At 38.7% G+C, this 26,294-nt stretch carries 29 protein-coding genes and 1 pseudogene; 22 read left to right on the top strand and 8 right to left on the bottom strand.

What is annotated here, in order from left to right; translation table 11 throughout:
* Positions 1–468: 468 nt before the first annotated feature.
* The 4 genes from EZY12_18650 to EZY12_18635 all read right to left on the bottom strand — a co-directional run bounded on the left by EZY12_18650 (position 469) and on the right by EZY12_18635 (position 12,836).
* A complete protein-coding gene (locus EZY12_18650) occupies positions 469–7,941 on the bottom strand; it encodes an SDR family NAD(P)-dependent oxidoreductase (GenBank protein ID QSX66781.1) in 7,473 nt (2,490 codons plus the stop codon).
* Positions 7,942–8,304: 363 nt separating this feature from the next.
* Positions 8,305–9,264 (bottom strand): sterol desaturase family protein, encoded by a 960-nt coding sequence (locus EZY12_18645; protein QSX66780.1) that lies wholly within the window; start codon positions 9,262–9,264, stop codon positions 8,305–8,307.
* A 12-nt stretch (positions 9,265–9,276) separates the two neighbouring features.
* Positions 9,277–11,304, bottom strand: a complete 2,028-nt coding sequence (locus EZY12_18640) for an amino acid adenylation domain-containing protein (protein ID QSX66779.1) — start codon at positions 11,302–11,304, stop codon at positions 9,277–9,279.
* Between the two features lie 356 nt (positions 11,305–11,660).
* Positions 11,661–12,836 carry an ISH3 family transposase gene (locus EZY12_18635; protein QSX66778.1) on the bottom strand — a complete coding sequence of 392 codons (1,176 nt, stop codon included), beginning with the start codon at positions 12,834–12,836 and terminating at the stop codon, positions 11,661–11,663.
* Positions 12,837–12,937: 101 nt separating this feature from the next.
* On the opposite strand from EZY12_18635, the gene EZY12_18630 reads away from it, so the two are divergent.
* Positions 12,938–14,128, top strand: a complete 1,191-nt coding sequence (locus EZY12_18630) for a hypothetical protein (GenBank protein ID QSX66777.1) — start codon at positions 12,938–12,940, stop codon at positions 14,126–14,128.
* Here EZY12_18630 and EZY12_18625 read toward each other — a convergent pair.
* From EZY12_18625 to EZY12_18610, 4 genes and pseudogenes are all read right to left on the bottom strand, one after another.
* A pseudogene (locus EZY12_18625) lies at positions 14,058–14,561 on the bottom strand (aldo/keto reductase). The gene EZY12_18630 and the pseudogene EZY12_18625 sit on opposite strands and share 71 nt — an antisense overlap.
* Positions 14,562–15,009: 448 nt before the next feature.
* Positions 15,010–15,396: a hypothetical protein gene (locus tag EZY12_18620; GenBank protein ID QSX66776.1), complete on the bottom strand. Its 387-nt coding sequence runs from the start codon at positions 15,394–15,396 to the stop codon at positions 15,010–15,012.
* 221 nt (positions 15,397–15,617) lie between these two features.
* Complete coding sequence (gene rnhA / locus EZY12_18615; GenBank protein ID QSX66775.1) at positions 15,618–16,019, bottom strand: ribonuclease HI; 402 nt, start codon at positions 16,017–16,019, stop codon at positions 15,618–15,620.
* Between the two features lie 151 nt (positions 16,020–16,170).
* Complete coding sequence (locus tag EZY12_18610; GenBank protein ID QSX66774.1) at positions 16,171–16,980, bottom strand: DNA cytosine methyltransferase; 810 nt, start codon at positions 16,978–16,980, stop codon at positions 16,171–16,173.
* A gap of 34 nt (positions 16,981–17,014) precedes the next feature.
* Between EZY12_18610 and EZY12_18605 the strand changes: the two genes are divergently transcribed.
* The 21 genes from EZY12_18605 (at position 17,015) to EZY12_18505 (ending at position 26,263) form a co-directional block, all read left to right on the top strand.
* Positions 17,015–17,239: a hypothetical protein gene (locus tag EZY12_18605; GenBank protein ID QSX66773.1), complete on the top strand. Its 225-nt coding sequence runs from the start codon at positions 17,015–17,017 to the stop codon at positions 17,237–17,239.
* A gap of 104 nt (positions 17,240–17,343) precedes the next feature.
* Complete coding sequence (locus EZY12_18600) at positions 17,344–17,706, top strand: hypothetical protein (GenBank protein QSX66772.1); 363 nt, start codon at positions 17,344–17,346, stop codon at positions 17,704–17,706.
* A gap of 182 nt (positions 17,707–17,888) precedes the next feature.
* Entirely contained in the window at positions 17,889–18,110 is a 222-nt protein-coding gene (locus EZY12_18595) for a hypothetical protein (GenBank protein ID QSX66771.1), read from the top strand.
* 62 nt (positions 18,111–18,172) lie between these two features.
* The gene (locus EZY12_18590; protein QSX66770.1) at positions 18,173–18,559 is read left to right on the top strand and encodes a DUF4326 domain-containing protein; all 387 of its coding nucleotides are present in this window, start codon (positions 18,173–18,175) and stop codon (positions 18,557–18,559) included.
* Between the two features lie 79 nt (positions 18,560–18,638).
* Positions 18,639–19,031, top strand: a complete 393-nt coding sequence (locus EZY12_18585; GenBank protein ID QSX66769.1) for a hypothetical protein — start codon at positions 18,639–18,641, stop codon at positions 19,029–19,031.
* 25 nt (positions 19,032–19,056) lie between these two features.
* The gene (locus EZY12_18580) at positions 19,057–19,593 is read left to right on the top strand and encodes a hypothetical protein (GenBank protein ID QSX66768.1); all 537 of its coding nucleotides are present in this window, start codon (positions 19,057–19,059) and stop codon (positions 19,591–19,593) included.
* An 82-nt stretch (positions 19,594–19,675) separates the two neighbouring features.
* Positions 19,676–19,969 (top strand): hypothetical protein, encoded by a 294-nt coding sequence (locus tag EZY12_18575; GenBank protein QSX66767.1) that lies wholly within the window; start codon positions 19,676–19,678, stop codon positions 19,967–19,969.
* Between the two features lie 124 nt (positions 19,970–20,093).
* Positions 20,094–20,687 (top strand): alpha-ketoglutarate-dependent dioxygenase AlkB, encoded by a 594-nt coding sequence (locus tag EZY12_18570; GenBank protein QSX66766.1) that lies wholly within the window; start codon positions 20,094–20,096, stop codon positions 20,685–20,687.
* A gap of 128 nt (positions 20,688–20,815) precedes the next feature.
* On the top strand, positions 20,816–21,268 hold the full coding sequence (locus EZY12_18565) for a hypothetical protein (protein QSX66765.1): 453 nt from the start codon (positions 20,816–20,818) through the stop codon (positions 21,266–21,268).
* A gap of 95 nt (positions 21,269–21,363) precedes the next feature.
* Positions 21,364–21,954 (top strand): DUF1273 family protein, encoded by a 591-nt coding sequence (locus EZY12_18560; protein QSX66764.1) that lies wholly within the window; start codon positions 21,364–21,366, stop codon positions 21,952–21,954.
* Positions 21,955–22,034: 80 nt separating this feature from the next.
* Complete coding sequence (locus EZY12_18555) at positions 22,035–22,235, top strand: hypothetical protein (GenBank protein QSX66763.1); 201 nt, start codon at positions 22,035–22,037, stop codon at positions 22,233–22,235.
* A gap of 69 nt (positions 22,236–22,304) precedes the next feature.
* Complete coding sequence (locus EZY12_18550; protein QSX66762.1) at positions 22,305–22,577, top strand: hypothetical protein; 273 nt, start codon at positions 22,305–22,307, stop codon at positions 22,575–22,577.
* Positions 22,522–22,824 (top strand): hypothetical protein, encoded by a 303-nt coding sequence (locus tag EZY12_18545; GenBank protein ID QSX66761.1) that lies wholly within the window; start codon positions 22,522–22,524, stop codon positions 22,822–22,824. The genes EZY12_18550 and EZY12_18545 overlap by 56 nt, the downstream gene beginning before the upstream one ends.
* Positions 22,824–23,045 carry a hypothetical protein gene (locus tag EZY12_18540; GenBank protein QSX66760.1) on the top strand — a complete coding sequence of 74 codons (222 nt, stop codon included), beginning with the start codon at positions 22,824–22,826 and terminating at the stop codon, positions 23,043–23,045. The genes EZY12_18545 and EZY12_18540 overlap by 1 nt, the downstream gene beginning before the upstream one ends.
* Positions 23,046–23,108: 63 nt before the next feature.
* A complete protein-coding gene (locus EZY12_18535) occupies positions 23,109–23,558 on the top strand; it encodes a hypothetical protein (GenBank protein QSX66759.1) in 450 nt (149 codons plus the stop codon).
* A 156-nt stretch (positions 23,559–23,714) separates the two neighbouring features.
* Complete coding sequence (locus EZY12_18530; GenBank protein ID QSX66758.1) at positions 23,715–24,359, top strand: hypothetical protein; 645 nt, start codon at positions 23,715–23,717, stop codon at positions 24,357–24,359.
* A 63-nt stretch (positions 24,360–24,422) separates the two neighbouring features.
* Entirely contained in the window at positions 24,423–24,731 is a 309-nt protein-coding gene (locus EZY12_18525) for a hypothetical protein (protein QSX66757.1), read from the top strand.
* A 169-nt stretch (positions 24,732–24,900) separates the two neighbouring features.
* Entirely contained in the window at positions 24,901–25,113 is a 213-nt protein-coding gene (locus tag EZY12_18520) for a hypothetical protein (protein ID QSX66756.1), read from the top strand.
* 71 nt (positions 25,114–25,184) lie between these two features.
* Positions 25,185–25,463, top strand: a complete 279-nt coding sequence (locus EZY12_18515; GenBank protein QSX70729.1) for a hypothetical protein — start codon at positions 25,185–25,187, stop codon at positions 25,461–25,463.
* Positions 25,464–25,489: 26 nt separating this feature from the next.
* Positions 25,490–25,900 (top strand): hypothetical protein, encoded by a 411-nt coding sequence (locus EZY12_18510; GenBank protein ID QSX66755.1) that lies wholly within the window; start codon positions 25,490–25,492, stop codon positions 25,898–25,900.
* 87 nt (positions 25,901–25,987) lie between these two features.
* Positions 25,988–26,263: a hypothetical protein gene (locus EZY12_18505; GenBank protein ID QSX66754.1), complete on the top strand. Its 276-nt coding sequence runs from the start codon at positions 25,988–25,990 to the stop codon at positions 26,261–26,263.
* Positions 26,264–26,294 lie beyond the last annotated feature (31 nt).

The raw sequence follows: 26,294 nt of genomic DNA, 5'->3' as shown, positions 1-26,294 counted from the left end.
GCAAATTATGATAACTATTTCTTATATATTTGGTATTCTATAGTACATGAGTATCTGTCGTATTTTGTTAGTGATGCCTGCTGCGTCTGTAGCAATAGCGTCAGCACTCCGTAAAAATCACTCTTTGGGAAAAACTTTTTGGTTTACTGATTATCAATACAGCGAATAAAATATCAAGAATAATCGACCGCAGATGAACACAGATAAACACAGATAAAGAGGGATCAATCTATTTGGCTAGACTGTGCAGCCTCACATAAAATTGGTATTAGACTTTTGCAAATAAGTAGGTGAACACAATAAAACCAATCTGTGTAAAGAAAAGTAAAATCGCCCAAACCCTCTTCACTCTTGCCTTTTGCCTCTTGCCTCTTGCCTTGCCATAACGACAATTTTTAATGCTAACCTACTTAGTGTGACTTGAAGCATTTTATGATTCAAGTCACAAATAGGTCTATTAACTTGAATCTAAACCTTACCGTCAGCAATCTTTAATGCCAGAATAGTCTTGAGTTTTTGAGCCAGAACTTGCACATCTGGTTCTTTTACCATTGTGAAATGATTGCCAGGGACAAGATGAAGCTGGATGGGTTGAGTAGAAACCTGATGCCAACCCCAAGTGGGATCTGTTTGGGTTGTAGCAGCATCGGGGAGAAAATCGAGCTGCCCCATTTCCTTGCCTCTGAAGAGGGTAATAGGAATGTCCGTAGGCTGCGGGACATAGGCTGTATCTGCAATCATGTTGGCGCGATAAACGGAGAAAATCTGTTGCAATTCAGGTAGAGTTAGTTTCTGACCAGTTGTTTGTACTTGCTCTAATAACAGCTTTAGTTGAGCCTCTGTATCTAACTTGGACAAAATCTCTGGGGAAGTCTCTAATTGCTTACCACTAGCACCTCCATAAATTTCTGCCAATTTCGTGATGTACTGTACATCATCCCAAGTTGCGATCGCGCGATCGCTTCCTGCAAGTACCGCAGGAATATCCATGATCGCCAGTAAAGATACTTCCTGTCCTTGATGGCTAAGTTGTTGAGCAATCTCAAAAGCGACTTTTCCTCCAAACGAATGCCCAGCCAATTGGTAGGGGCCTTGCGGTTGAATTTCTTGGATCGCCTTAATATGGTAAGCCGCAATATCAGCCATGGGAGTTAAGGCTTGCTCCCCAACCATTAGCCCCAGCGATCGCAATCCGTAGAAGGGTTGATCTGCACCAATGTGGCGTGCCAAGCCATAGAAATCAAACACACTTCCCAAAATGCCAGCTACACAGAACAAAGGTATTTTTGTCCCCTGGGGCTGAATAGCAATGATCGTAGAGTGATGTTGAGTGTTAACCCTATTATTTGTCACCTGCAAAGCCCCATGACTGCCCTTCCCATTAGCCTGGGGAAGGCTATCAGCATCTTCAGGAGCAACAAATTGTTGGCACAAATAATCAACCAGTGCATCTACAGTGGGATAATTAAACAACAACACAGAACTTAACGAAGTTCCCATACTCGATTGCACCAAACTCAAAAATTCAATTGCCATCAGGGAGTCCAGTCCTAAATCCACCAGCCGTTGGTCCGTAGGCACTTGCTGTGGAGTCCCGATACCGAGAATTTTTGCCGCTTGGGTACACACATGAGTTTTCAAAGCTGCCTTACGTTCCTCAAGAGGTAGGGTTTCTAGGTGTTTACGAAACTCAATGGCAGATAACTGCCCAACCCTCTGTGCTAAGGGATCGTACAACTCGCTGAAAAAGGGAGTGAGCGTCTGTTGTCTTTCTAGGAAACGTTCCCAGTTCATCGGCATGACTCCTACCTGCACGGGTAGCTGCTGTAGGAGCTTCCCCAGGATTTGCAAACCTTGTTGGGGGGGGATACTATCTTCGCCTTTTTGGCGGAGGCGATCGCCCAGTTGCAGTTTTGCGGTCATTCCCACTTCTGCCCACGGACCCCAATTAATACTTAAGCCAGATAGCCCTTGTCTGCGTCTGTAGGATGCTAGGGCATCGAGAAAAGCATTTGCCGCCCCATAGTTGGCTTGTCCTGCTGTGCCTAGCAAGGATGCACTGGAAGAAAACAGCACGAAGAAATCTAACGGTTGGTTCTTAGTTAAGGTGTGGAGATTCCAAGCCCCTTGCACCTTAGGAGCCATAACCTGTATAAAGCGTTGCCAGGTTTGTTGTTGCAGTACCCCATCATCCAAGACACCGGCGGCATGAATAATGCCTCGCAACGGCGGAGCAGTTTTAGTCAAATGGGAAAATACTGCTGTAGCTTCTAATAAATTAGACACATCAGCCTGAATAGTGATCACAGTAGCTCCCGCTTGCTCCATCTCACTGATTTGAGGAGCGATTGCTGCTGGAATATCACTACGTCCCATCAAAATAAGATAACGTGCGCCCTGTTCTACCAACCAACGAGCAACCAGCAATCCTAATCCTCCGAAGCCACCCGTGATCAGATAGCTGCCATCGCCTTGCACCAAAGCTGATGCTGGCAAAGTTAAAACAATCTTACCGATGTGTTTTGCTTGTTGCATATAGCGAAACGCAGTTACCGCAGACTGGATGGGGAAGACGGTTTTCGCCAGCGGTTTTAAGTCATGGTTCTCAAACTGCTGCACAAGATGGCGCAGCATCAACTGGATTGCTGGTGCTTCCTCTTGGCAAGCTTTGGTAGTATCTATCTTGAAGTAGGACACATCTGGTCGTAAATGCGTCATTTGCTCAGGACTCCAGATATCGCGCTTGGCGAGTTCCAGAAAGCGCCCATTTTCGGCAAGTACACTCAAACTACTGGCAATGAAACCCTCTCCTGTGAGTGAATTGAGGATAATATCAACTCCCTGCTCTTGAGTGAGTGCTATGATCTCCTCGGCAAAATCCAGGGTGCGAGAGTTCATCACCACCTTGACCCCCATCGCTTCCAGAACAGCCCATTTGCTGGGACTAGCAGTAGCAAAGACCTCTGCACCTGCTAGAAGTGCCAACTGCACAGCAGCTTGACCTACCCCGCCAGCAGCAGCATGAATTAGTACCCGATCACCAGGAGCAATCTTGGCTAAGTGATGCAGACTCCAGTATGCTGTTAAAAAAGACTCTGGGATTGTGGCAGCTTCCTCAAAGGTGAGGGTAGTTGGCTTTAGCACGACTAAGTTAGCATCCACTGTCACATATTGACTGAAGCTGCCGCTGGCTATCGCTATCACTGCATCCCCAATCTTTAACCCAGTTACTCCTGCACCAATGGCAACGATCTCACCTGCACATTCAATCCCCAGGGGCGGTTCACCGGGATAGAGTCCCAAGACATTCAAGACATCAATAAAGTTAAGTCCTGCGGAGTAAACTCTTATTTCCACTTCCCCGTCTGCAATTTGTTGGCGGTTAGTGGCTTGTAGTTGCAGGTTATCTGGTGTTCCTCGATTGGCGATCGCCAATCGAAAGGGCTGATTTTCAGGAATTGCCAATGCCGTTTGCCCGCCTAACGCATTGGAGCTTTGGCAGCGAACCAATCTGGCAACATAGCGGACTTGGTTACGGAAGGCAATTTGGTCTTCCATAGTATCTGCTGACAGAGGAGGAAATACTTCCGCGAACACAGATTGAGCCGACTCAGTAGTTGTTACCCCCGGATCTAAATCGATCCGAATTACTCGCATAGCTGGATGCTCTAAGGCAATTGTTTTACCCATCCCCCACACTAGGGAAGGTATTAACGCCTGCACCGAATGTTCTTGGATCGCCTGTCCACCTTTAGTGATTATCCACAGCGGCGGTACAAATATATTGCTTTTTGCCAAGGTTTGCACCAAGTGCAACACGCTGCCACAACTTAGCAAAGCCCTTTGCTCAAGGATCTCTGGTGTTAGGGTTTCTGGCTGTTCCCAGCCCCAAGCGTGAACGATTCCCTCAATCAACGGTAGAGATACCAACAGTTGCTGAAAATGTTCAGGGGCAGCAGGATTGAGGTGGTACTCGTGGGCGGAGATTGCTTCATAGTCCTGACCAGGCAGGACAAGAATGCAAATTTCACCCTGATCACGCAGCAGAGCAGCCAACTCCTGACCAATATGAGAACTATCTGCAAAGATGAGCCAATGGCGAGGTTGGGGGTGATAGTTATCAATCGTTATGGACTTGTGGTTTTGCTCACGCCACTCCACTTCGTAGAGCCAATCCTGCTCAGTATTCTGGTTCTTGCCGAACATCGTTTGACGGCGAACCCGTTTCAGTTGCAGCCCATTCATCTCTGCAATGAGTTGTCCTTGAGGACTGAACAACTTAATATCTGCATTAAGGGTTTCTGAGCGATCAGATTCACGCTTATGCAATTTGGCATCACACCACATCTGGTCACTAGGCTGACCAAAAAACCGTAACTCCTGGAAAAGGACAGGAACATAAGTTTCTTCCTGTTCTTCTAAAAGCGTTGCATCTAAAACTTGTAAACAAGTATCTAATAATACTGGATGTAGCTGATAATTATCTAGGTCTAGTGCCACAGACTCCGGGAGGACGATGTAACCCAGCGCTCTGTCTTGATTCCGCCATACTTGCTTCACTGCCCGGAAACTTAAACCGTAGTCAATTTGCTGCTGTTGAAACTTGTGATAAAGTTCAGCAACGGAAATTTCTTCTGTTATTTGGTGTTGTAGTTCCTTTAAATTCACCGTCGCAGGCGTTTCTGTCTTTTCCAAATAGAGTTTGCCTGCTGCATGGAGGTTCCAAGCCGGTTGTCCTTGGTTTTTTGGTGGTGACGGATCTGGGCTGAAAATTTGGAAGGCGTAAGTTGTCGAGTCTTCTGGTTGCAACACCATCTGTAGGGGCTTGGTTTCGCCTGCCTCCGAAATAACCAACGCCTTCTGGATGGTTACTCCTTCTAGCCGACAACTTTGACCGGATTGGGCAATCGTGGCTCCTGCTGCCAATGCCATATCCAAATAAGCAGTTCCCGGCAAAATCGTGGTTTCAAAAACACGATGATCCCTTAACCATACCGGAAAATATTTGCTAATTTGTCCCTGGAAACGTAACTCGCTAGTTCCAGCCAAGGATAAAGGCTCACCGAGTAAAGGATGGTGCGAACCATCGGGTGTACTAAAATTGTTCAAAGGCAACCCAACAGGCGTTTGATGTGTAGCTGGAGCGTCCACCCAATACTGACGGCGTTGGAAGGGATAGGTGGGCAAAACCACCCGTTGCCGTGGGAAGTCTCGGTCAAAGCCCTCCCAATTGATTGTCACACCATGTAGGTAAAGTTCTGCTAAACTTGTGAGTAATGTTTGCCAATTTCCTTGCTCTGGATGTAAGCTAGGTAGCCACAATCTAGAATCATCAGCAGGGAAACACTGACGACCCATACCCAACAAAGTGGGTTTAGGACCAATTTCTATAAATACTTCAACGCCCAGTTGTACTAGCCTTTCCATGCTTTGAGCAAATCTGACAGGCTGAAGAATATGGTGACACCAATACTCTGGGGTGGTAATTGCATCTGTGATTATTTCTCCTGTAACATTGCTAACTAAAGGAATCTGCGGTGGTGAAAAGTGTACCTGTCGAGCCACCTGCTCAAATTCAGCCAGCATCGGCTCCATTAGGGGTGAGTGAAACCCATGGGAAACTCTGAGTTTCTTGGTTTTCACCCCGTGGGTTTCAAAAATAGCACAGGTGGCTTGAATTGCTGTCTGATGCCCAGAAATAACAATACTTTGTGTTCCATTGATTGCTGCCAAAGACACCTGTTTACTATAGGGACGAATTATTGACAGAACTTCTTGCTCAGAAGCTAATACTGCAACCATCTCACCATTTTGGGGTAATGCTTGCATCAACCTACTTCGGTAGGCAATGAGCTTCAATCCGTCCTCTAAGCTAAAAATTCCCGCAATGCAAGCTGCCACGTACTCACCAACACTGTGACCTATAACCACATCGGGGTGAATACCCCAGGATTTCCATAACTGAGCTAAGGAATATTCTAGTGCAAAGAGAGCAGGTTGTGTGTAGGCTGTGTTATCTAATTCTGAAGGATTCTCTAAATTATCTAAATTGTCTGAATATAGTATTTCTAGTAAAGAAACCTCTAAATATTCACTTAAAATCTGATTGCAGCGATCCAGGTTTTCTCGAAAAGTCGGCTCACTCTCGTAGAGTTGACGACCCATACTAATGTACTGCGAGCCTTGCCCAGTGAAAAGAAAGCCAATTTTCTTGGTAGTCACAGCTTTGAGTACATGAGCTTTGGGGCGCGTTAATTTCTGCTTTTTATACTCGTTTTGAATAAATACCTGCAATTGCGATAGCACATTCGCTTTAGAGTCAGCAACTATAGCCAATCGGTGATGAAAGTGTTTACGTCCTGTATTAGCAGTGAAGCAAATATTCCCTATATCCACATCGAGATTGGTATCTAGATAATCCACATACCTTTGGGCTAACTCTTTGAGTGCTGTCTCTGTTTTGGCGGATAATGTTAATAAATGTAATTTTCGTTCTAGTGAGTGCGAACTGCTTGCAGTAGTGCTAGTTCCCTCCGGGACGCTCCGCGAACGTAATCGCGCTCTTGTCTGAGGAGATTCTTCTAAAACTATGTGGCAATTCGTACCACCCATGCCAAAGGAACTGACCCCTGCACGACGGGGCATTTCGCCGCGCTTCCATTCTGCTAGATCGGTATTTACATAAAAGGGTGTATTCGCAAAGTCAATATTGGGATTCGGTCGGCTAAAGTTTAAGCTAGGGGGAATAGCATGATGTTTGAGCGATAACACCGTCTTAATCAGTCCTGCAATCCCTGATGCGTCATCTAAATGTCCAATATTGGTTTTAACTGAACCGATGGCACAGAATCCATTTTTGTCTGTGTTCTCCTCTGTACTTTGGCGAAATGCTTGGGTAAGAGCGGTTATTTCAATGGGATCGCCCAGAGCAGTTCCGGTTCCGTGGGCTTCTACATAGCTGACTGTACTGGCATCAACTCCCGATACCGCCAAGGCTTCCGAAATTGCCGCAACCTGTCCGTGAATGCTCGGAGATGTGTAGCTCATTTTGTGCGCCCCATCGTTATTCACTGCTGATCCTTTGATGACAGCATGGATGGTATCGCCTTCTGCAAGAGCTTTACTCAGTAATTTGAGAACAACAACACCGGCACCATTCCCAAAAACAGTTCCTTGAGCATCAGCATCAAACGCTCGACAATGTCCATCTGGCGACAAAATCATGCCTTCTCGATAAAGATAGCCAATGCGATGGGGAACAAATATGGAAATACCTCCAGCTAATGCCACATCACATTCACCGAAATGCAAACTTTGACAGGCTAAATGCACCGCAACCAAGGAAGTAGAACAGGTGGTTTGCACATTTACACTCGGACCTGTTAAACCCAATTTATAGGAAATCCTCATGGGTAAATGATCTGAGCCATTACCCTGTTCTATATGTAAATCGCTGGCGGCTCTAAACAGGCGATGGCTGAGAAATGGTCGCTGGGGTGAAAACCCCCGACTTGGACAAACATTATTGATTAAATAGGTACTCAGACTTGACCCTGCATAAACCCCTACTGACTCTTTGCGAATTTCTGGGTTATAGCCAGCACTCTCCAGAGCTTCCCAGGCACATTCCAAGAAAATTCGCTGCTGGGGGTCGATAATCTCGGCTTCTTTGGCACTGTAGCTGAAGAAGTCGGCATCAAACAGGTCAATATTGGCTAGTACACCCCCAGCTTTGACGTAATTTGGATGACTCAGCAGGCTGGGATCAAAAAAGTCAAGCTCTTGATCAGAAAAAAAGGAAATTGATTCTACCCCATTAGACAGATTTTTCCAAAACTCATCAATATTCTCTGCGTCTGGAAAGCGGCATGACATTCCCACAATGGCAATATCTGATTCGTTAAACTGCTGTTGTGAATCGTTATTTGGTAGAAGACTCATCGATCTTTAATTCCTAGAAAACTTGGTAAGTAGTCGTGCAAAATAAATTTTATATTTGGGAGAGGGAACAGGGGAACAGGTAACAAATAAGAAATACAGAGATTTTTGTTTGTTCTAAAGATGTTAAATTAATTTTGCTCAGGTACTTAACTAGGACTTACGCATTGACAACATTTACTAAATATGGATTGCGGTTTTTCGTCTTTTGTAGGGTGCGTCAGACCCGATAATTTAACCACACTCGCCATATTTTTCCATCTGACGCACCCTACTAATAAAGCTGGAAATGATTATTTCCGTTGACGCATATCATGTCTAATTTGTATAGTGCGTAAGTCCTATTAACTCTGGTGCAGAGAAAATTTAAATTGAGTTGTTTGGGGCAATAGTGTTACTGGTCCCAAAAGGAGAAACAAGTTGCCCGACAACTGATTGGGGAATTTGTTCAGACTCATTCAAGCCAAACTGCCAATCACAAGAACTCCCACGGGGCATTTCAAAGGTTCCAAACAGGACATCCCAGATGGGAAAAACATCTGCGAGGTTGGCATCATAGCGGCAATGAACTGTGTGGTGCCAAGCGTGAAAGTTGGGAGTAGCAATCAGGTAAGCCCACCAAGGAAAGGTCTTTTTCGTATTGGGAAAGTCCACATTGAAATGCGGGAGAATACCTCCAAAAACCATACGAATGCTCAGACCAATCACTAACGCCTCATTGGTAACACCCAGAAGATAGGCCAGCCCAATATCTGAGGTGAGGTGACCTAGATTAAAAACAGGATGGTCACGGCTGCCAGTAATACAGTTGAGTTCAGTCACTCCATGATGTATTTTGTGAAACCGCCAAAAAAACACGGAAGAATGATCTAATCTGTGAAAACAATACCGTTTGAAATCTTCTAATATTAAGTAAATAACAATTTGTAACGTCAAAGGTGTAGATAAGGCAACTAATCCCCAATGACCTGTTCCTGACGGAAACTCTTTGAGCAATACAGCAAACAGAAATGCCTGAAGGGAGATCGTGATCATCCCGGAAAACGCATTAATACCCAAAGTTATGAGTGTCTCCTTCGATGTCCAATGATTCGATTGTCGGAACCATAGAGATTCTAAAAAAATGCCAATCACCAAAATTCCTACACGCGTCCAGTCATGTAAAATTATTGCTGTAACCAATAAAATCAGTAATCCTGCGGTACTTAGCCAAAGAATAGCTTGCTGCCATTTGTGGGCAGTCCATTCAGCTACAAGACATATCCCCAAAAGAATACACAGCAATAGTAGATTAATCAGTGTTTCACCCATTAAAGTAGTCACCATAGATCGCGTTTCCTATCTTTGACGAGCACGATGTGCTTGTCGGAGTTTCTTTTGTTGTTGAGCTACCGTAAAGCAGCGGTTACCAGAAAGTAAGTTCTGATTTGTAGCTTTAGGTTTTGATGTGTTCTGACTTAACTGTTGGGCTAGTGTTTGGATTGTTGGATATTCAAATAAAGTTGTAATTGTTGTCAGGCAATCGCCAAAAATATTTGTAAGTTTTTCATAGACTTGCAGCAGTAACAAAGAAGTGCCGCCCACCTCAAAAAAATTGTGATTGACGCTCACCTCATCTAACTGTAGGATATACTGCCAAACCTCAGTAATCTTTTTTTCTGTTTCAGTTTGAGGGAGAACTAGTTCAGTTGTCAATACCGACAGCGATCGTTTAGGAACAGGTAAACTTCGTCGATCTAACTTACCACTGGGTGTCAGGGGCATTTGATCAAGTAACACTAGAGCCGCAGGTATCATGTAGTCAGGCAGACAATCGCGTAAATAACTGTGGACAATCACTTCCAAATCATGAGTAATCGTATCCTGGGATGATACTATATAGGCTACTAACCGCTTGTTACCCGGAACATCCTCTCGCAAAATGACAGCACTCTCTTGCACCATTGGATGCTTGGCTAACAGCCCTTCAATCTCACCTAGTTCAATTCGGAATCCTCGCACTTTCACCTGACTATCACTACGTCCTAAGTGCTGAAGGTTACCATCTGGCAAACAGCGAGCTAAATCTCCTGTTTTATAAAGAAGACCAGAACCAAAAGGATTGGTAATAAATCGCTCTTTGGTGAGTTCTGGACGATTAAGATAGCCCCTAGAAATTCCCTTTCCACCGATGTACAACTCGCCTGCAACCCCAGGAGAAAGAAGTTGGTGCAACTCATCTAAGATATAAATCTCAGTGTTATGGATAGGACGACCAATAGGGGGAAGGAAATCCCAATCGTTCACGTCTGATGATAATGTAAAGCTTGTGACATCTTGACATTCAGTAGCTCCATAATGGTTGTGCAGTCTACAACCAGTTTGCTGGAAGAATTGAGCAATATTTGGCAGAATTTGCAATTGTTCTCCTGCTGTCATAATTTCTCGCAGCTTTGTTTGCAACGGTCTACGGATAGCCACTTGAGCTAACTGCTGAAGTGCTGCAAAGGGCAAATATAGCTTTTCAATCCCTTGTTCCCAAATGATATTGAAGAGAGCTTCAGGATTACGTCGTTGTTCGTCAGATATCAAGACTAACGTGCCACCTGAACACCAAGTGGAAAAAATCTCATGAAAGGAGATGTCAAAACTAAGAGGAGCAAATTGCAGGGTCTTTGCACTAGTGATGCGATGATGGATATGCCAGTCAATGAGATTAAGAAGTGCCAAATGCTCCATCATCACCCCTTTGGGCTTTCCGGTGGAACCGGAGGTGTAAAGAACATAGGCTAAGTTGTGGTGCTTAACCAAACTGACTGGATTATGATTCGATACTTGTGAGATGGTCTCCCATTCTCTATCCAGATCAACAATGGAATATCCCTCCGCAATATGGGAAATTACTGAGGAAGTTTCTAACAACCTTGTCGTAGTCAGTAGCAAGTAAACTTGGGCATCTGCCAGCATATAGGCAAGACGTTCACTCGGATAAGACGGATCGAGAGGCACATAAGCTCCCCCGGCTTTGAGAACAGCCAACAGTGCTACAAGCATTACTAAGGATCGCTCAATACAAATCCCCACTAATGTCTCTGGTTCAACTCCTAATGCTTGTAGGTGATGAGCTAGTTGATTCGCTCGTTGATTCAGTTGCTGATAAGTCAGTTGTTCATGACCAAACACGACCGCGATATGATCTGGCGTTTGTTGAGTTTGTTCCTCAAACCATTCATGAATACATTGATAGTCTGTTACAGTATTATTCCAGCCTACCAAAATCTGTAGCTGCTCTTTGGTTGTAGCAGTTATCACATGACGCAATGGATATTGTGATTCATCCTGGCTCTCACATAGTTCAACTCGAAAGCTATTTTCCATACTCTTCATAAGGTTTTTTTGTATCCCCCTCAATATATCGGGGAAAGAGTTATTCAGATTAAAGTGTAAGCAGAAATGTTGAATGGCGTAACAAAACTTTACATATTAAGATAAACCTAGTCTATAAGTACCATTTTTATCTGATCCAAATAAGTTTTTTAAACCAGTGAACATAACTCATTTCTTGACACATATAGTACCTCGGAAGCTAAAGCTCTTACTCAGTAAACCAAAAAGTTTTTTCCTGAAGGGAGATCGCCAAATACTGTGTAGTATAAAATACTTTTTTATTCCCGATACTCTAATCAGCAGACATAGTATAGATAATAATTACTTATGATTAGCTGGTTAATAATTTCTTGACGCTAACCGGATGGAATATAAATGCTTTCAACGACTTGATATTTCTTCTGTAGGGCTTGAGATAAAAAGGCTAACATCTGTTTGAGTGTAAAAAGTGTGCGATAAATTAATCTACTACCTTTCCTTTTACGACTGATTTTGAGCCATAGTAGATTCACCCAGATGTTAATTAGAAGAAAGGATATTCCAATGAATAGTAATCTCAAGACTGGATTTTTGTTATTCGTCTTAATTCGACAAATATTTTTCAGACGATAACTGGTTTCAATGCCAAATCTTTTTCGATAATCTTGATAGATATAATTTAAATTTGTTTTGACCTTATAAGCAACATAAACAAAGTATTGAACCCCATGCTTTTTATGCTTTCCCTTTCTATATTTACAGACGATCCATAAATCAAATGTGACAAAATCATCTTTGTCTCTTGTAATAGTATAGGTAGTTTTATAACTTTTTTTACCCTTGAGGAATTGTTTGATTCCTCCTTTTTTTCCAGTCTTGATAGCAGGCATAAGAAAGGGAATATCTAATGCCTGTAACCATCTAATTACAGGAGTATTAAAAAATCCCCTATCCAAATAGAGTTTTTTTACATTTATTTTTAGGGATTCAAGTTCTGCTAATAAATAAGTAATTAAAGCCACACTAGTATCTAATTGGCGAACACCTCTTATTGCTAGAGTTACACGCTTATTATTACTAATAACATATAAAGTGGCATAGGCATAAAATGAATTAGTACCAGATTTAGCTTCACTTCGATATATGTAGGGTAATTCTGACGATGTTGGTTGACCATAATAACAAATTAAATTTAAATCAATCGCTATTTTCAAACACCCTTTTTTTAATCCTAAAGGAATTCGACTTTTTAATGCTTGATTTATTTGCGCTTCTAATTCCTCAAAATTGTTAATTTTATTGAGATGATATCTAATATCATTAGCTGTCGGAATATTTTTTAACAATTTAGCTGTGTTTTCAATACTGTCTCCAGTGCTGGCTGCTTTAACCAGAATCTCGAATAAAGTTTGTTGGTCACAGGCTCCTTGCGTTTCAATCGAAAAATTTTCTACTAAACACTGAATAACCTCATCAAGAGTTTCTGAGTCGGTTAAAACGAGTTCTTCTGTAGACTCGCCCCGCGTGGCTTTTGTTAGAGATGAAACAGTCAATTTTTTCAGCCAATATGCTACACACTACTTTCATCATTTCATATTTTGATCCAGTGCAAATTATGATAACTATTTCTTATATATTTGGTATTCTATAGTACATGAGTATCTGTCGTATTTTGTTAGTGATGCCTGCTGCGTCTGTAGCAATAGCGTCAGCACTCCGTAAAAATCACTCTTTGGGAAAAACTTTTTGGTTTACTGTTACTGCTTCTGAGATGAAGGATATTACTCTAAATAAGCAATTAACCTTACTTCTTTGCCTCATTTATTCTGCTCAAGTGCAGACTCGTGATTACCTAGTAGAAATGTTCCTAAAGCAGATGAAAAAAATCCATAATCTGGCTATTGAGGAATTAGATTCTATCAAAAAAAGACAGCAGATAACCACAGAAAAATTAGTATCTGTCCTCACCGATGTCCTCGTAGTTTTCAATGAAGATGTCCCCGATTCAAAACCATTAGAGGAATTGCAAACTATTTTCAAACAAATGGGAGGAGTTGAACAATTATTAACTGAGTGTGAAGAAATTAATGCTTATCAAGGAAATAATTATTTTCCTTTATTATGGCGGTTTTATAAAAGTCATCGGAGTGCCTTCTTTCGATTATTTAAGTTCCTGAAGATAGAATCTACCAGTAGTGACGATAAATTGGTAAAAGCAGTGGAAGTTTTACTGTCTAATTCCCATCGTCGAGGGGAATGGATAGGAACGGAAGTTGATTTATCTTTTGTTTCACAGCCATGGCAAAAGTTAGTGCTAGTTCAGTCTAAAGATGTCACTAAAGTGATGCGTCGCCATTTCGAGATTTGTATTTTTTCTTATGTAGCTTCTGAACTAAAGTCAGGGGATATTTGTGTCTTTAACAGTGAGGCTTATGCTGATTATCGAGAACAATTACTTTCTTGGAATGACTGTCAGCCATTGGTTGAAGCATATTGTCAACAATTAGGCTTTCCTACTCAGGCTGAAGATTTTGTCGAGAATCTAAAAAATTCATTAACCCAAACAGCATCGGAAATATATCTAGGTTATCCCAATAATACATCTATTGTTATTAGTGAGGAAGGAGAACCTATTTTAAAACGTCCATTAGCTAATCGTGAGAGTGCTTCTCTCAAAAACTTAGAGGCTGTAATTTCTGAAAGAATGCCAGAGCGTAATTTAATTGATATTCTTAGAGATGTGGACTATTGGACAAATTTTACTCGACATTTTGATCAATATGTTCAGGTAAAGCAATGCTATGTAACTGCCACAAGTCCAAATAATCTGTATTCAGACGTTTGAGTGAGCGTTCCAATTCTCGCCACACAGCATCCCTGTCTTTTTCATAAGTCTTGCTGGCTAAAAATATCTGGGAACGGTAGGATGGCAGCACTTTTCCCAAATAGATTTCACTAGATCCATAGCTGGCTGCGGTATCAAAATAACGAATACCTAGTGCGAACTGCTTGCAGCAGCGCTTCGCTATCGCTCTTTCAATAATTGCCAAGGCATCCTCTTCTCTATCCTCTTTATCCAGTGGTGTTTTTGTACCTGCACCTCCCAACCCCAACAGTGGTACTTTTACTCCCGTGCGTCCTAGCACTCTTTCTGGCATGGGTACTGGTGTTTTTGCACCATTGGCACTATCTATTTGCAAGGTACTTGCTCCCACAATACTACCAGCAGCAGCCACGCTGGTAATTAAGAAATTGCGCCGTGTCGTTTTTCCGGTCATAAATTCCTTCTTTATTCCTTAAAACAGAATCTTAGTAGTTATTACTGATCTTGTTATTTGTTAGCAATAACTTCTTAAAAATATCGTAAATAAAAGTTGCAGTGCTTTGATAAGAACAATTTTTGATGAAAAACAATAAATTTTTTATAAAGCTTTTAGTGATTTTTAAGTAAGATTATCAGACTACAAAAGAAAGAGGTACTTATTAATCACTCCGTAATTTATAGGAAAAAAATTCACCCCAAATAAGGATACTGTGGCGGCTTAGTTTTCAGTAGTTCCACTCAGTATTTTATAGCATTGTGTTTGGTGGTTTTCATATTAGTAATTACACTAACATGATAATTATTTTGGCATTTCCTCTAAGAATTTTTCAGTACCCCCGGCGATTCTTAGAGGAAACTTTTTATTATCCGTATCATCAATTTATATTTGTAATTCAAGATACTCATACACAAATACTAAGAAAGTCCCCCTTACAGTCGTGGGTATTTTTCCGTCTTTTATTACTGTGGCAGGTTTCCCCAACATAAAGCAATATTTCAGATGCACTATCAACTATAAAATATAGGGCAGCTTGACCATAATTATCTGGCATCCTATAAAACGCCATTGATTGTAGATGCAGTTTAAATGGGTCTATTTCTTCAGGGTTACAGTGAGAAGATGGAACATCAAACAAACTTACCTGCTGTGGTAGTTCAGTGTTTCTAATGCGCTGCTGATAAGTAAAGATCCGTGATTTCCACTGCTCCAGAGAGTAGGCATCCATCACTGGTTTTTGATTTCTTAATGCTTTGTATTCGGCGTTTGAAAATAAACTAAGTTGTTCCATCGGCTACTGTCAAAAAATTTCCCTTTATGAAAAGCTATGTATCTATTCTACAATCCAGAAATAATATTTACTAATTACTAGCAAATATTTCACGCTCATCCAAGGAATTGCAACCTGTAATGGCACGATTGAACAACAAATAAACTGCCCTATTACGATTATATAGAACAAAGTAGTAGCATTAATAAAATCATAATCTATTAATGCTACCAATTGTATTTTTATGCCGCCAAACTTACACTTTCTGATTGCTCTTTGGCTATTCTGTCACATTGCTCAAGTTCTGGTAAAGAATTTCGTTTAACCCAAGTCCAAGTAATAGTATGAATCTTAGCGATATCATCTAATTCTTGCCATAGATCCATATTAACTTTCCTTTTCCAGTTTTTAGACATTGTGTTAACTAAATACTGACTATCAGAAATTATTTCGACTTCACAAGGGTATTTGAGTGCTTTCAACCCTGCTAAAGCTGCCATAATTTCCATACGATTATTAGTGGTTTCTGGGTCATATCCATTAACAGTTTTAGGTGGAAACTTCTCTGAAGTGAGGATTGCACAATATCCACCATTCCCAGGATTACCAGAACAAGAACCATCACAATAAATAGTAATTTTCATTTTCGTAATGTCCAACTAAAAAACAACAACACCAAAGCGCGGTAGCGTTTTTACTACAAATTATTTGTAATTCTGGCGTTTAAAATAATGGGTTCAAAATTTTCGTGTCATAATTAAGCGTTCACGAAATGTACCGTAGGTAATCGCCCATTCATAGACTTGCTAAAAACTTTACTCTCATCAAAGGAATTGCTGTTTGTAAAGGCACGATTGATCGTCCAATTAAATTAATAGCTTCCCTACGTCCTGGCGTGTTTCTAGGAACTCCACAATTTAATGGGGGGTTATTTATTTTCCACCACCCTGAATAAGACAATCCAAATAACCATCTGGGAACTGCATCATCCATAGACAAAACTGTGGATTCAGCTTGAGGGTATTTGATAAACGATTTTGCGATCGCAGTGTGTTCTCCAATTTGTTCATCCCAGCATTTCCACCCTTCCCGTTGCTGCAAGGATAAGTGGTTGGTGTGGGCAATAATAAAGACTCTGTTTCGTCTGTGGGGTGCGCCAAGCTGCGATGCCGAGATAATTTCAACTTCTGTAGAGTATCCTGCCATTCTGAGTCCTCCAAGGCACGCTCGTAATCCTCTATGGATAAATCCTTCAGGTTGCTCAATAACGACAAATTTGGGCTTGCCAATGCAGATACACCGGAGGGCTTCAAACCATAAGTTTGACTCTGGGTGGTTAAGTCCGGTCTTAGTTCCTGCTTGACTTGTTCCCGTGCAAGGAAAGGATATGAAATAGGCATCTATATTTTGCGGTGGTGTGTAAGTTTTAATATCAGAGTGAATAGGAATTAGTGGATAGTGTGAACGCAATACTTGTTGAGCAGAAGGAAGAATCTCTACAAATTGGTAAGTTGTGAAAACCTGATAACCATAAATTTGTTCAAGAATTTCAGCAGCTAATTCCCACGCACCAATTCCAGCGAAGTAATCAATACAGGTAATCATAGCAAAATCATTTCTGTGCTACCGCCTTTAGAGTTTGCTGTTGTTGTTTAGAGCCATGAAATTAGTTAAATCAGTTGAACCATCAATGGATAGTAATATGTTGAAGATGCTTGAAAATGATGTCGCAGAAATCTTGGAGAAAATCAGAAACTTATCCGCCAAATATCCTAGCGATTCTCTTGAACAGTCTGCAATTTCTATCCAGCTAGAATTAGAAAGTTTTGTGTATACCGCTAAGAAACAAGCCATTCTAAAATAACTTGAAATGGCTCGATAGCTAGGATACTTGGAATTGAAAAAATGGGAATAGTTAGATGCTATTCCCTATTATTTAGGGTGTTTTAGTAATAATAGAATTATATCATGAACAGAATCAATTTTGCAGGAATTGAAGGTGAAGTAAAAAGTGTTTCACCTCATGGAAATTATTTGACAATTAAACTTAGCGATCGCATTACAATTGTAGGAACTTTCAGCAATCGCTTTCACTGGGAGGAGTCGCCTGATTCTGATTCTGGATTCAAGAGTTTTATCACCTATATCGGGTTAAAATCTTATTCAGAATATCAAAACTTTGCTGAATGGGTTGCATTAAATAATGGATATTTTGAAGGTGACGACGGAACTCCTAGAGAAGCCAAGCGTGTTAAACATCCTAGCTTTCCATTAGAAATAAAAGTTAGAGGTTTAATAGCTGAGTCAGTTTTTGAATTAGTGCAGATGTAATAACAAAACAAGTTGGTGTTATTGATTTTTTAGTAACACCAACTAAAAACATAATTTTTCTTTGCTACCGCTTTTAGTTTGTGATTTGCTTAGAAGTGAGAAACAATGAGTTTGTAATTGTTTGACAAATAACGAAATTCTGAATAATTTAGTTTAGACAAGAGGGACAAGAGGTGAATCAAATGTATCTTGAAGCATCAGACGCTTGGTGTTTTGCTGAAGAATTGTCAAACAAAATCATTAATGGTGTTTGGAGTGATGTTGTTAAAAAGCTCAAACAATTAAACCCCATGCAGTCAATTTATATATTTGATTTGATAGTCAAGAATAAAATGCTTAATCAATCAAATATTGACAGTCTTGTAAGAGTAATTTCTAATCATTTAAATGATAAGGATGAATAGATAATTTAACGTCACTGCTAGTTAATTCTGGCAGTGAATTAATTAATAAAATAAAGGAAATTATGATTAAAGTAATCAATGGTAAACGTGATGGTTTTATTGGTCAAGATAAAATTTATATTGGTAGAGCTAATAAGTTTTATGGCTTACAAGAAAGTCCTTTGCATAATCCATTTAAACTTAGCAGCGAGAAAGAAAGATTTGAAAGTTGTAAAATGTTCGATAAATCTTTGTACGACAAAGTTAAACTTTGGATGAATGAGGGAATACTTGATGAAACAACATTTGCTCTCAGGGATATAATTTTTAAAGTTCTTGAGGGTGTAAATGTAATCCTAACTTGTTGGTGTAGTCCTTTGCAATGTCATGGGGATGGAATTATTAGGTGTGTGAATTGGATAATTCAGCAAGATTGGTTTAAACAGGCGTATAGCGAGTATTATAAGTGATTTTATTTTGGTAGCATTTGCAAATTATTGTGAGTGCTACCGCAGCCTGTAATTAGTTTCTATTTTATGACAGTCGAAAATGAATAAACCAATAGTCATGATATTTGGTAGCAGGTCTATCAATAAATTACCAGAATTAGCTATTGCATCCCTCAATAAAATCATTGAACTGGAATTTAAAGTAATCATTGGTGATGCTCCAGGTGTTGATGATTTAGTCCAGCAATATTTCAAATCCAGAAATTATCAAAATGTGACTGTTTATTATGCCAAATTCAACGGTACTGGCATAGCAAGAAACAATAATGGATTTTCTGTTATTGGTGTAATGGGAAATTATAGTAACCGTGATTCAGAAATGAGAGCAATTGCTGGCTATAAATACGGTTTGGCAATATGGGACGGTGTGAGTCGTGGTACTAAACGCAGCATTGATATTATGAAATGTTGTAAAACTATTGTTGTTAAATAAACCTTAATGAAATCTCTAATATTTTTTGGAGGTTTCATTGAATATTTATTTCAGCATTTTATTACATAATGACGCTACCGCGAAGAAATTTTGGGAGTCAATTGATTCCTTTTCTTTTTTTTCTTTCATTTTATTTTCTTTTAGGAGTTTCATCATGGCTATTAGATTTGTCACAAAATCTCAACAAGAAGTTCAAGTTATCGAAAAGCAACGTTTAACTTTATTGGATGCTATTCGAGTTATGAGTTGGGAACAGCACAAACTTGATAATCCTAATTATAAACGTGGCTTAGAAGGTTATAATACAGAATTTGGTGATGAATGGAAAATAGATCCAATTCACGATAAATCTTTAGATGAATTAATTGAATTTATCCAAGATTTAGGTTTTACCGTTGATGAGTTGTTAAGTGTCAGATCAGAACATTATTCTGAGAAGAAACTAATTCAAGAACGAGTAGCAGCTAAGAAATCTAGAGAGTTTGGTTATGAGACTAGTCAAACGAATGGCTTTAAAGAAAGTGAAGATGGAGATGATGAATATGGGTATCCTCCATACTAAATATTTGCTTGATTGATTTGATAGCTTCTAATCTCTATATGAGGTTAGAAGCTTTTTTTTTAATTACAACTGGAGGGAAATAATGGTCAAGTTCGTAAGAAAATTTCAACAACAGCCGATTGATAGGAAACCTGGAGAAACACCAGTTCAAGCAGCATTCAGAAAATTAGCGGAAAATACTAAATATTTCAATGAAGTGATCAAACCACATTTGGAACAATTAGTATCATGTTATCCCGATAAATACATATTTTTGTATTATCACGATAAATGTATGATTTTTGATGGTAATTATTACGTTAAAAACAGAGAATTTAGAAGCATTTCTGACAATGAAATCTATGACAAAATTGGTCAGATTTTAGCAACAATATAGATTCTGATTTTTAATAGCTCTGATTCCTATAGGAATTGGGGCTTTTTTTTAATGAATTACTAAATTCTTTACGATATTGCAGCTACCGCTAAGAGAATTTAGTTTATTTTTTTAGGACATCTTTATGCTACATCTACAACAATATCTTTCCGAATCTCAACAACAAGAAATTTTACAACATTGTAGAGAAATTGGTAAAAAATCCCCTCTTTTCAGTCCGACAATGAAAAATGGCTCTCCCTTTAATTATCAAATGACCAATTGTGGTAAAGTTGGCTGGATTTCTGACCAAAATGGTTATCGGTATGATGATAAACATCCTGTAACTAATAAACCTTGGCAGCCAATTCCAGGAGTTATCAGAAATTTAGTTAAATCTCTAGCAGCAGAAGTTGGAGATTATAACTATAAACCTGAGACTTGTTTGATTAATTATTATACTCAGAGTAGTAAATTAGGACTTCATCAAGATAACACTGAAGTTAATCAAAAATCACCAATCATTAGTATTAGTTTAGGTGATGATGGAATCTTTCTCATAGGTGGTAAACGTAGAAAAGATCCTACCAAAGAGATTATCTTAAAAAGTGGCGATATCTTGATTTTACATGGCGAATCTAGGATGTTTTATCATGGCATTAAAGGCATAATTCTTGGTACATCTAATCTTCTTAAATCTGGAGGAAGATTAAATTTGACTATCAGACAAGTTTATTAAATTGTGAATAGCTTAAATAGCGATCGCTTCCTTAACTGGGAGTGATCGTTATTTTTTTCATGATCTTTATCGTAATAACGCTACCGCGAAGAGAATTTGTTTTTGATGTTTTACTAAGGTTTAAACGAATGTTTTACCAGCATCCAGAAATCAAAGGTTCTATCCGTAATCTTCGTCAGTATTATCGTGAATCAGCAGGAATGAATGTGTTTTCTTATGACATATATCTCAATGATAAGCTAGTTTTAAGTGAAGATTTTGATTTTTCTTCTCAATCTCGTGAGCAAGCTTTAAGTTCAGCTATCGCTAGAGGTAATAGAATCAGACAGGATGAATTAACCAAGCATGAATTAGCTGCTGTAGGCAATAATCTTTATGTCAAATGGTGTACGGATTTGACAAAATATGGCAAAAGTATTGGTTTAACAGGCTTTTATAGTGTATTTGAAAAGGGTAGACAGTATTGTATTTATAATACTCAAAACATTGATGAAGCTCTTGAAAAGTTGAATGAATTAAAAGCAAGAAATCACAACGATTTACGTCGGTATAAGCAAATCCGCGAGGAAATAGATTTTTAATTAATTGGAATCCTAGCTTTCATCACGAAGGTTAGGATTTATTTCATTTTTTTCTGTGCTACCGCCTTTTGGTTTTGGTCTTTAGTAGTAGTTTCATGATGAAATATATTGCTCAAACAATTGAAGCTCATGGTGTATCTGTTGAAGAAACCAGATATGAGCCAGAATACCCAGAACTATATTCTCAGAAAATTGCTTGCTTTACAGGTCATAGAAAAATTCCTGATATCACCAAACAAATCAATATAGCAATTGACTTAGCTTTAGACATGGGGATAAATCATTTTTTTGTTGGTATGGCTTTAGGTTCAGATCAATTAGCTGCAAAGGTTTTAATGAGTAGAAATTTACCTTGGACGGCTGTAATCCCTTGCGCTGATCAATCAGAATTGTGGAGTTTGCAGCACAGGAAAGAAAGCGAGCGCCTTCTCAGATATACAGAAAATCAAGTAATTATCAAACCCAACTATACCGCAGATTGTATGCACATCAGAAATAGATACATGATTGATCATTCTGATTTGTGTATTGCAATTTATGACGGAAGATTTACAGGTGGAGCTTTCAAAACTTATTGCATGGCAGTTAAGAAGTTTATGCCTGTGATTAAAGTGCATCCACGAACTAAAGAAGTCTCGATTTATCAACCACCAAAACCAAATCATACTCAATTCAGTTTGTTTTAATCATTTCTAATGTTAACACTCCTAATTCTATTCACAACAGAGTTAGGGGTTTTATTATGCAAATCCATCAGGAGAAATAAATGCTCAAATCAGCCAAACTCACAACCACTACAGGCTATACATGGAAAACCTCAATCAGTGCAACGGCATCTTATGAATCAACGATTGAGTATTTTCTAGGAAAATATTTCGATGTGGGAACTTACCCGATTGAAAACCTAGAAAAAGTTGTAAAAGTTGAGATTTTTGACGGTAAAACAACGGTGGTATCTGAACTTTGATAGCTTTATTTTTTCAGTGCTACCGCTTAGTGGTTGTGTTCATGATTGTATTATCTGGATGAAAAAATAATGACTTGTAACGGATACTCAAATGACGAGACTTGGCAAGTTAGTTTATGGATTGAAGATTGTGATTTGTCAGAACAGGAATTGAAAGATACTTTCTCCAATCTCAAAAATGAAATATTCAAAGACAAATCGCAATATAACAGATTTTGTAGTGCGTTAGAAGACCTACTTACCGAGTCGCTTAATGTGGTGAATTGGAAACAATTAACAGAACTGAATGGGATTGATAGCGACGAAGACGATACAGAAGAAGATGATGACTGCGATGAATGATGGTAGATGGGAAGGTTGGAGAAATTACGAAACTTATGTAATTTCAATGTGGATAACCAACAATGGATTACCTTGTGAATCATCTGCAAGTGAACTAGAGAAATATTTTGAATCCTTGAAAAATCACTTCTTAGAAAGTAAAGATTCAATATTATTTCAACCATTGATTTATTTACTTACAGCAAGTCTTGAAGAAATTAATTGGCAAGAAATAGCTGACGAATTTAATATCAAAGAGGATGAATAATGACAACTGAATTTTTGAAGCAATTGGCAAAAGCCTACTGGAATATGGATTATTATGATTTTCTCTTCAGAACTAACTTTGTAGATTCTGATTATGCTAGGGAGAAATTTCAATCTTTTCAAGTTGGATGCAAGAAACTACTTGAGTTTGACCATGAAACTTTAGAATCAATTCTGGCAATGTCCACGTCTGACCAGAATAAATCTGAATTGAACTCATGAAAAATGAAGGGTTAGGATTGCAACTAACCCCTCTAGCAAGTTAATTACTGAAGTTATTTTATCATGAAAAATCTGGAAAAGTTACTTGAGCTTAGAAACAATATTTCTAAGTTGCAATTTGAAATTGAAGGCTTGATGCCAGAAGCAGTTGGTGAAGCAATAGAAGTTTTGGGTACTTGTGAAAACACCAAAAATAAAACTGTTTACCAGAACAATAACAGCAAAATTGTTTTGGTATTCAAGAAACAATACGAAACACCCCAAACTGATTTGAAGTTAAACAGACTTGAATCAGATATCAGAACAGCAACGGCTAAATTATCTCAAAACAAAGCCAACGATTTAGCTAGAATTGAATCTGAAATTGAGAAGCATCAACAAGCGATCGCAGAACTAGAATTAGAACGAAATCGTGTAATGTTCACTTCATACCTTTCTAGGCTTAAAAAGGAATATGAATTACGTCGTCAAGAGACAATGACATTAAAACCAACCCTTTCAGTGTTCTTATAAATTGTTTAGAATTAATGTAGAAATTTGGTAATAAATACTAAATTTCTGCATTTTTTCTGTGCTACCGCTTTTAGGTTTTGGCTTTTCATTTCAGATTAGTCATGTCATGAGTTTTTGGATTTTTAAATAGTTTGAATTGTAATAAGAGGAAAAATCATGTTTTCAGTATTTGGGAAAAAACCAGTTGATGCAATTTCTTTACCTGATGTACCTTATAGTGTGAGATTAAACTGCAAAGATGGCGGAATATTTGTAGGTGGAAAAGAACCACAGCACAGACGCAGTAATCCAGATGATAAAATTGATATTTCTATCATCAAAGTCTCTAAGTATTATGGAAATCTGGGACTACAATATACAGGTCAATGGATTCAATTATTCTTTGTTGCTGCACCAAATATAGATCCCAAAATATTGCCCCAAAATACAGTCTGTGTTTGCTATATCAAGAAACAAAGTATTTCCAACTTGTTTAGCAAAGTTCAGGATGTAATTAGTGAACAAGATCCGGGTATGGGAATATTCACTATCAAATTCAACAAAGAATCTGGTAAAGATGGTCCATACTATACAGTTGCTTTCGACTGGAGAGAACGTCAAGGTGAACCCGAAAACAAGCAATTGCAACAAATAGCTGGATTGTTACAGACTCAACCAGCTTTATTTGATTTTGAAGGTACTCGTGATATGCAGTGTTTAGATGGTTTGTCTAGCGAAGAAATAACTGCACTTCTTGAAGGTGGCCAAGAACAGCCAGAGTTACCACCATCAAATGTTAAGAAGATTAAAGGCAGTAAATAATTGATTTGATTTAGGTTTTGGGCTGGGAGAAATCCCGGCTCTTTTTTTAGTTAGAGGAAATTCATGAAATTATTAACAGGTTTTACGCCAAAAGCATTGCTAACAACAAATAGATGTTACCGTCCTCCATCACCAAAACAAAGATTGTTGAAATTAGTTGATACTCTAGAAATACATGGAGTGTTAACTGATTATAATGCAAGATTGATTGAAGCGATTGCATTATCTCCGTTATGGGATGAGGAAGATCATAAAGATTTTATAGGATTGGGCTTAAAGATTGCCAAACGGCAATTTAGCGATATGACTATGAACCATACCTATGAACAAAGTTTAGCATCGCCAGAAAATCCAAATAACTGGAAAGAGTAAAGATAAAAACCGAGTTAGTTATTACTGGCTCGGTAACAAAATTTGATTCTGGCATAGCAAAACATAAAACAGAGAAAACTGGGGATTTAAGTTTTTGGACAAACTGAAATAGTTGCCTTTTTTTTATTGGGCTACCGCCTAATGATGATGTTGTTTGTTTGAAATAAAAATGCTTGAATCATTAATTAAGTTAGAATCTAAAATCCAAGATGGTATAGATACTTTCAGTGAGTTAGATTCTATTTGTTTGGAATTAATTGATTTAATTAATAATCATGAAAACCAAGAAATTAAATCAAAAGCTGAATTGCTAATGGAAACATTAAAACCGCAATGGACAAGTATTAGTTTTCAGGCTTGGGTGATTGGGGAAATTTTGTAATGTTGAAAAGTTTTTTCTGTGGGGACGCTACCGCTGCAAGGTTGTGGTTTTTATTAATTGCGAAGACACCCATGAATAACATGATAGTTCATTATCAAGGATTCCAAATCGAAATTTATGAAAATCATCCTACGTGGATTGACCAACGATATGCTTCCGAAGTTAGTCTTTCCTCACATCCTGATTTCTATATATTTGATGGTAACGCTTGTACTCCAGATTTTGGTAGTTGTTTGATTAAATCTCTGAGAAACTGTGATGACCTGCTTAGAGATTATGGGGCAAATGTTATTTTTGAACCAACTTTGGTATTGAATCCTCCTGGTTGGAATGATCCAGACAATTTCTAACAATTAGTTGGCAATACATAAGGGTATTGCTGACTTTTTTAATGCTATCGCTTATTGGGGCTGTTGACTATATTGAGAAATTAGAAATGTACGCAGAACTGTTTGATATTAATAAAATGGAAAAAAGAACCTGGATTTCACCGGATAAAAAGTTTATAGAGTTTTTAGAGAGTTCCATGTTTATATGTAAAGACCCTCGCTATGATGATGGATTATATGGACATTATGAAATTCAAGTTACCAGATGGGCTAAGAACACTAAGGTAGCATTGGTTCATATCTTTTTTGATCCCGGACTGATGGAAGATGGTGATAAACCAGATTTAGATGAAACGTTTATACAAGTTTGTAAAGCTCCAAATAATGATATGGAAACTTTATGTAAATTTGTAGATGAATTAATTGAAATTGCTAATAAGAGAACTACTTTTATCTAGTTATTTGACTCAGGTTTATTCCTGGGTCTTTTTTAATGCTACCGCTTAATGATTGTGGTTACTTTTCAATAAAAACTAGAGGTTAAAATGTTTGTCAAAACTATCGCAGTTAGCTACGAAAGAAAGTTTAACTTAGGTGACTTTAATAGTGCCACATTAGGCTGTTCAATTTGGGCTTCAATATCAGAAGGAGAAAACGAGGATATGTGTACTCAACTTCTCCAAGATAAATGTCGGGAAGCTGTCAGAGAAGAATACAGAAAACTGCTTGATAAATCCAAACCAGTAGAGACTTTCACTGTTAATGGTAATTCCCCTGTTGCCGATGAATATATACCAGAAGGTGATATCTATGGTAATTAAATGACAATTAAGCTGGGGTTATCCCGGCTTT

The sequence above is a fragment of the Dolichospermum sp. DET69 genome, assembly GCA_017355425.1.
In the GTDB taxonomy this organism is placed as follows: domain Bacteria; phylum Cyanobacteriota; class Cyanobacteriia; order Cyanobacteriales; family Nostocaceae; genus Dolichospermum.
Note: the sequence above shows the minus strand (reverse complement) of the source record. Positions and strands in the feature narration are given on the sequence as shown.

Coding starts and splice junctions, on each gene's coding strand:
- EZY12_18650 (QSX66781.1), bottom strand. CDS start 7,941: ATGAGTCTTCTACCAAATAACGATTCACAACAGCAGTTTAACGAATCA.
- EZY12_18645 (QSX66780.1), bottom strand. CDS start 9,264: ATGGTGACTACTTTAATGGGTGAAACACTGATTAATCTACTATTGCTG.
- EZY12_18640 (QSX66779.1), bottom strand. CDS start 11,304: ATGAAGAGTATGGAAAATAGCTTTCGAGTTGAACTATGTGAGAGCCAG.
- EZY12_18630 (QSX66777.1), top strand. CDS start 12,938: ATGAGTATCTGTCGTATTTTGTTAGTGATGCCTGCTGCGTCTGTAGCA.
- EZY12_18620 (QSX66776.1), bottom strand. CDS start 15,396: ATGGAACAACTTAGTTTATTTTCAAACGCCGAATACAAAGCATTAAGA.
- rnhA (QSX66775.1), bottom strand. CDS start 16,019: ATGAAAATTACTATTTATTGTGATGGTTCTTGTTCTGGTAATCCTGGG.
- EZY12_18610 (QSX66774.1), bottom strand. CDS start 16,980: ATGATTACCTGTATTGATTACTTCGCTGGAATTGGTGCGTGGGAATTA.
- EZY12_18600 (QSX66772.1), top strand. CDS start 17,344: ATGAACAGAATCAATTTTGCAGGAATTGAAGGTGAAGTAAAAAGTGTT.
- EZY12_18595 (QSX66771.1), top strand. CDS start 17,889: ATGTATCTTGAAGCATCAGACGCTTGGTGTTTTGCTGAAGAATTGTCA.
- EZY12_18590 (QSX66770.1), top strand. CDS start 18,173: ATGATTAAAGTAATCAATGGTAAACGTGATGGTTTTATTGGTCAAGAT.
- EZY12_18585 (QSX66769.1), top strand. CDS start 18,639: ATGAATAAACCAATAGTCATGATATTTGGTAGCAGGTCTATCAATAAA.
- EZY12_18575 (QSX66767.1), top strand. CDS start 19,676: ATGGTCAAGTTCGTAAGAAAATTTCAACAACAGCCGATTGATAGGAAA.
- EZY12_18570 (QSX66766.1), top strand. CDS start 20,094: ATGCTACATCTACAACAATATCTTTCCGAATCTCAACAACAAGAAATT.
- EZY12_18565 (QSX66765.1), top strand. CDS start 20,816: ATGTTTTACCAGCATCCAGAAATCAAAGGTTCTATCCGTAATCTTCGT.
- EZY12_18560 (QSX66764.1), top strand. CDS start 21,364: ATGATGAAATATATTGCTCAAACAATTGAAGCTCATGGTGTATCTGTT.
- EZY12_18555 (QSX66763.1), top strand. CDS start 22,035: ATGCTCAAATCAGCCAAACTCACAACCACTACAGGCTATACATGGAAA.
- EZY12_18550 (QSX66762.1), top strand. CDS start 22,305: ATGACTTGTAACGGATACTCAAATGACGAGACTTGGCAAGTTAGTTTA.
- EZY12_18545 (QSX66761.1), top strand. CDS start 22,522: ATGGGATTGATAGCGACGAAGACGATACAGAAGAAGATGATGACTGCG.
- EZY12_18540 (QSX66760.1), top strand. CDS start 22,824: ATGACAACTGAATTTTTGAAGCAATTGGCAAAAGCCTACTGGAATATG.
- EZY12_18535 (QSX66759.1), top strand. CDS start 23,109: ATGAAAAATCTGGAAAAGTTACTTGAGCTTAGAAACAATATTTCTAAG.
- EZY12_18530 (QSX66758.1), top strand. CDS start 23,715: ATGTTTTCAGTATTTGGGAAAAAACCAGTTGATGCAATTTCTTTACCT.
- EZY12_18525 (QSX66757.1), top strand. CDS start 24,423: ATGAAATTATTAACAGGTTTTACGCCAAAAGCATTGCTAACAACAAAT.
- EZY12_18520 (QSX66756.1), top strand. CDS start 24,901: ATGCTTGAATCATTAATTAAGTTAGAATCTAAAATCCAAGATGGTATA.
- EZY12_18515 (QSX70729.1), top strand. CDS start 25,185: ATGAATAACATGATAGTTCATTATCAAGGATTCCAAATCGAAATTTAT.
- EZY12_18505 (QSX66754.1), top strand. CDS start 25,988: ATGTTTGTCAAAACTATCGCAGTTAGCTACGAAAGAAAGTTTAACTTA.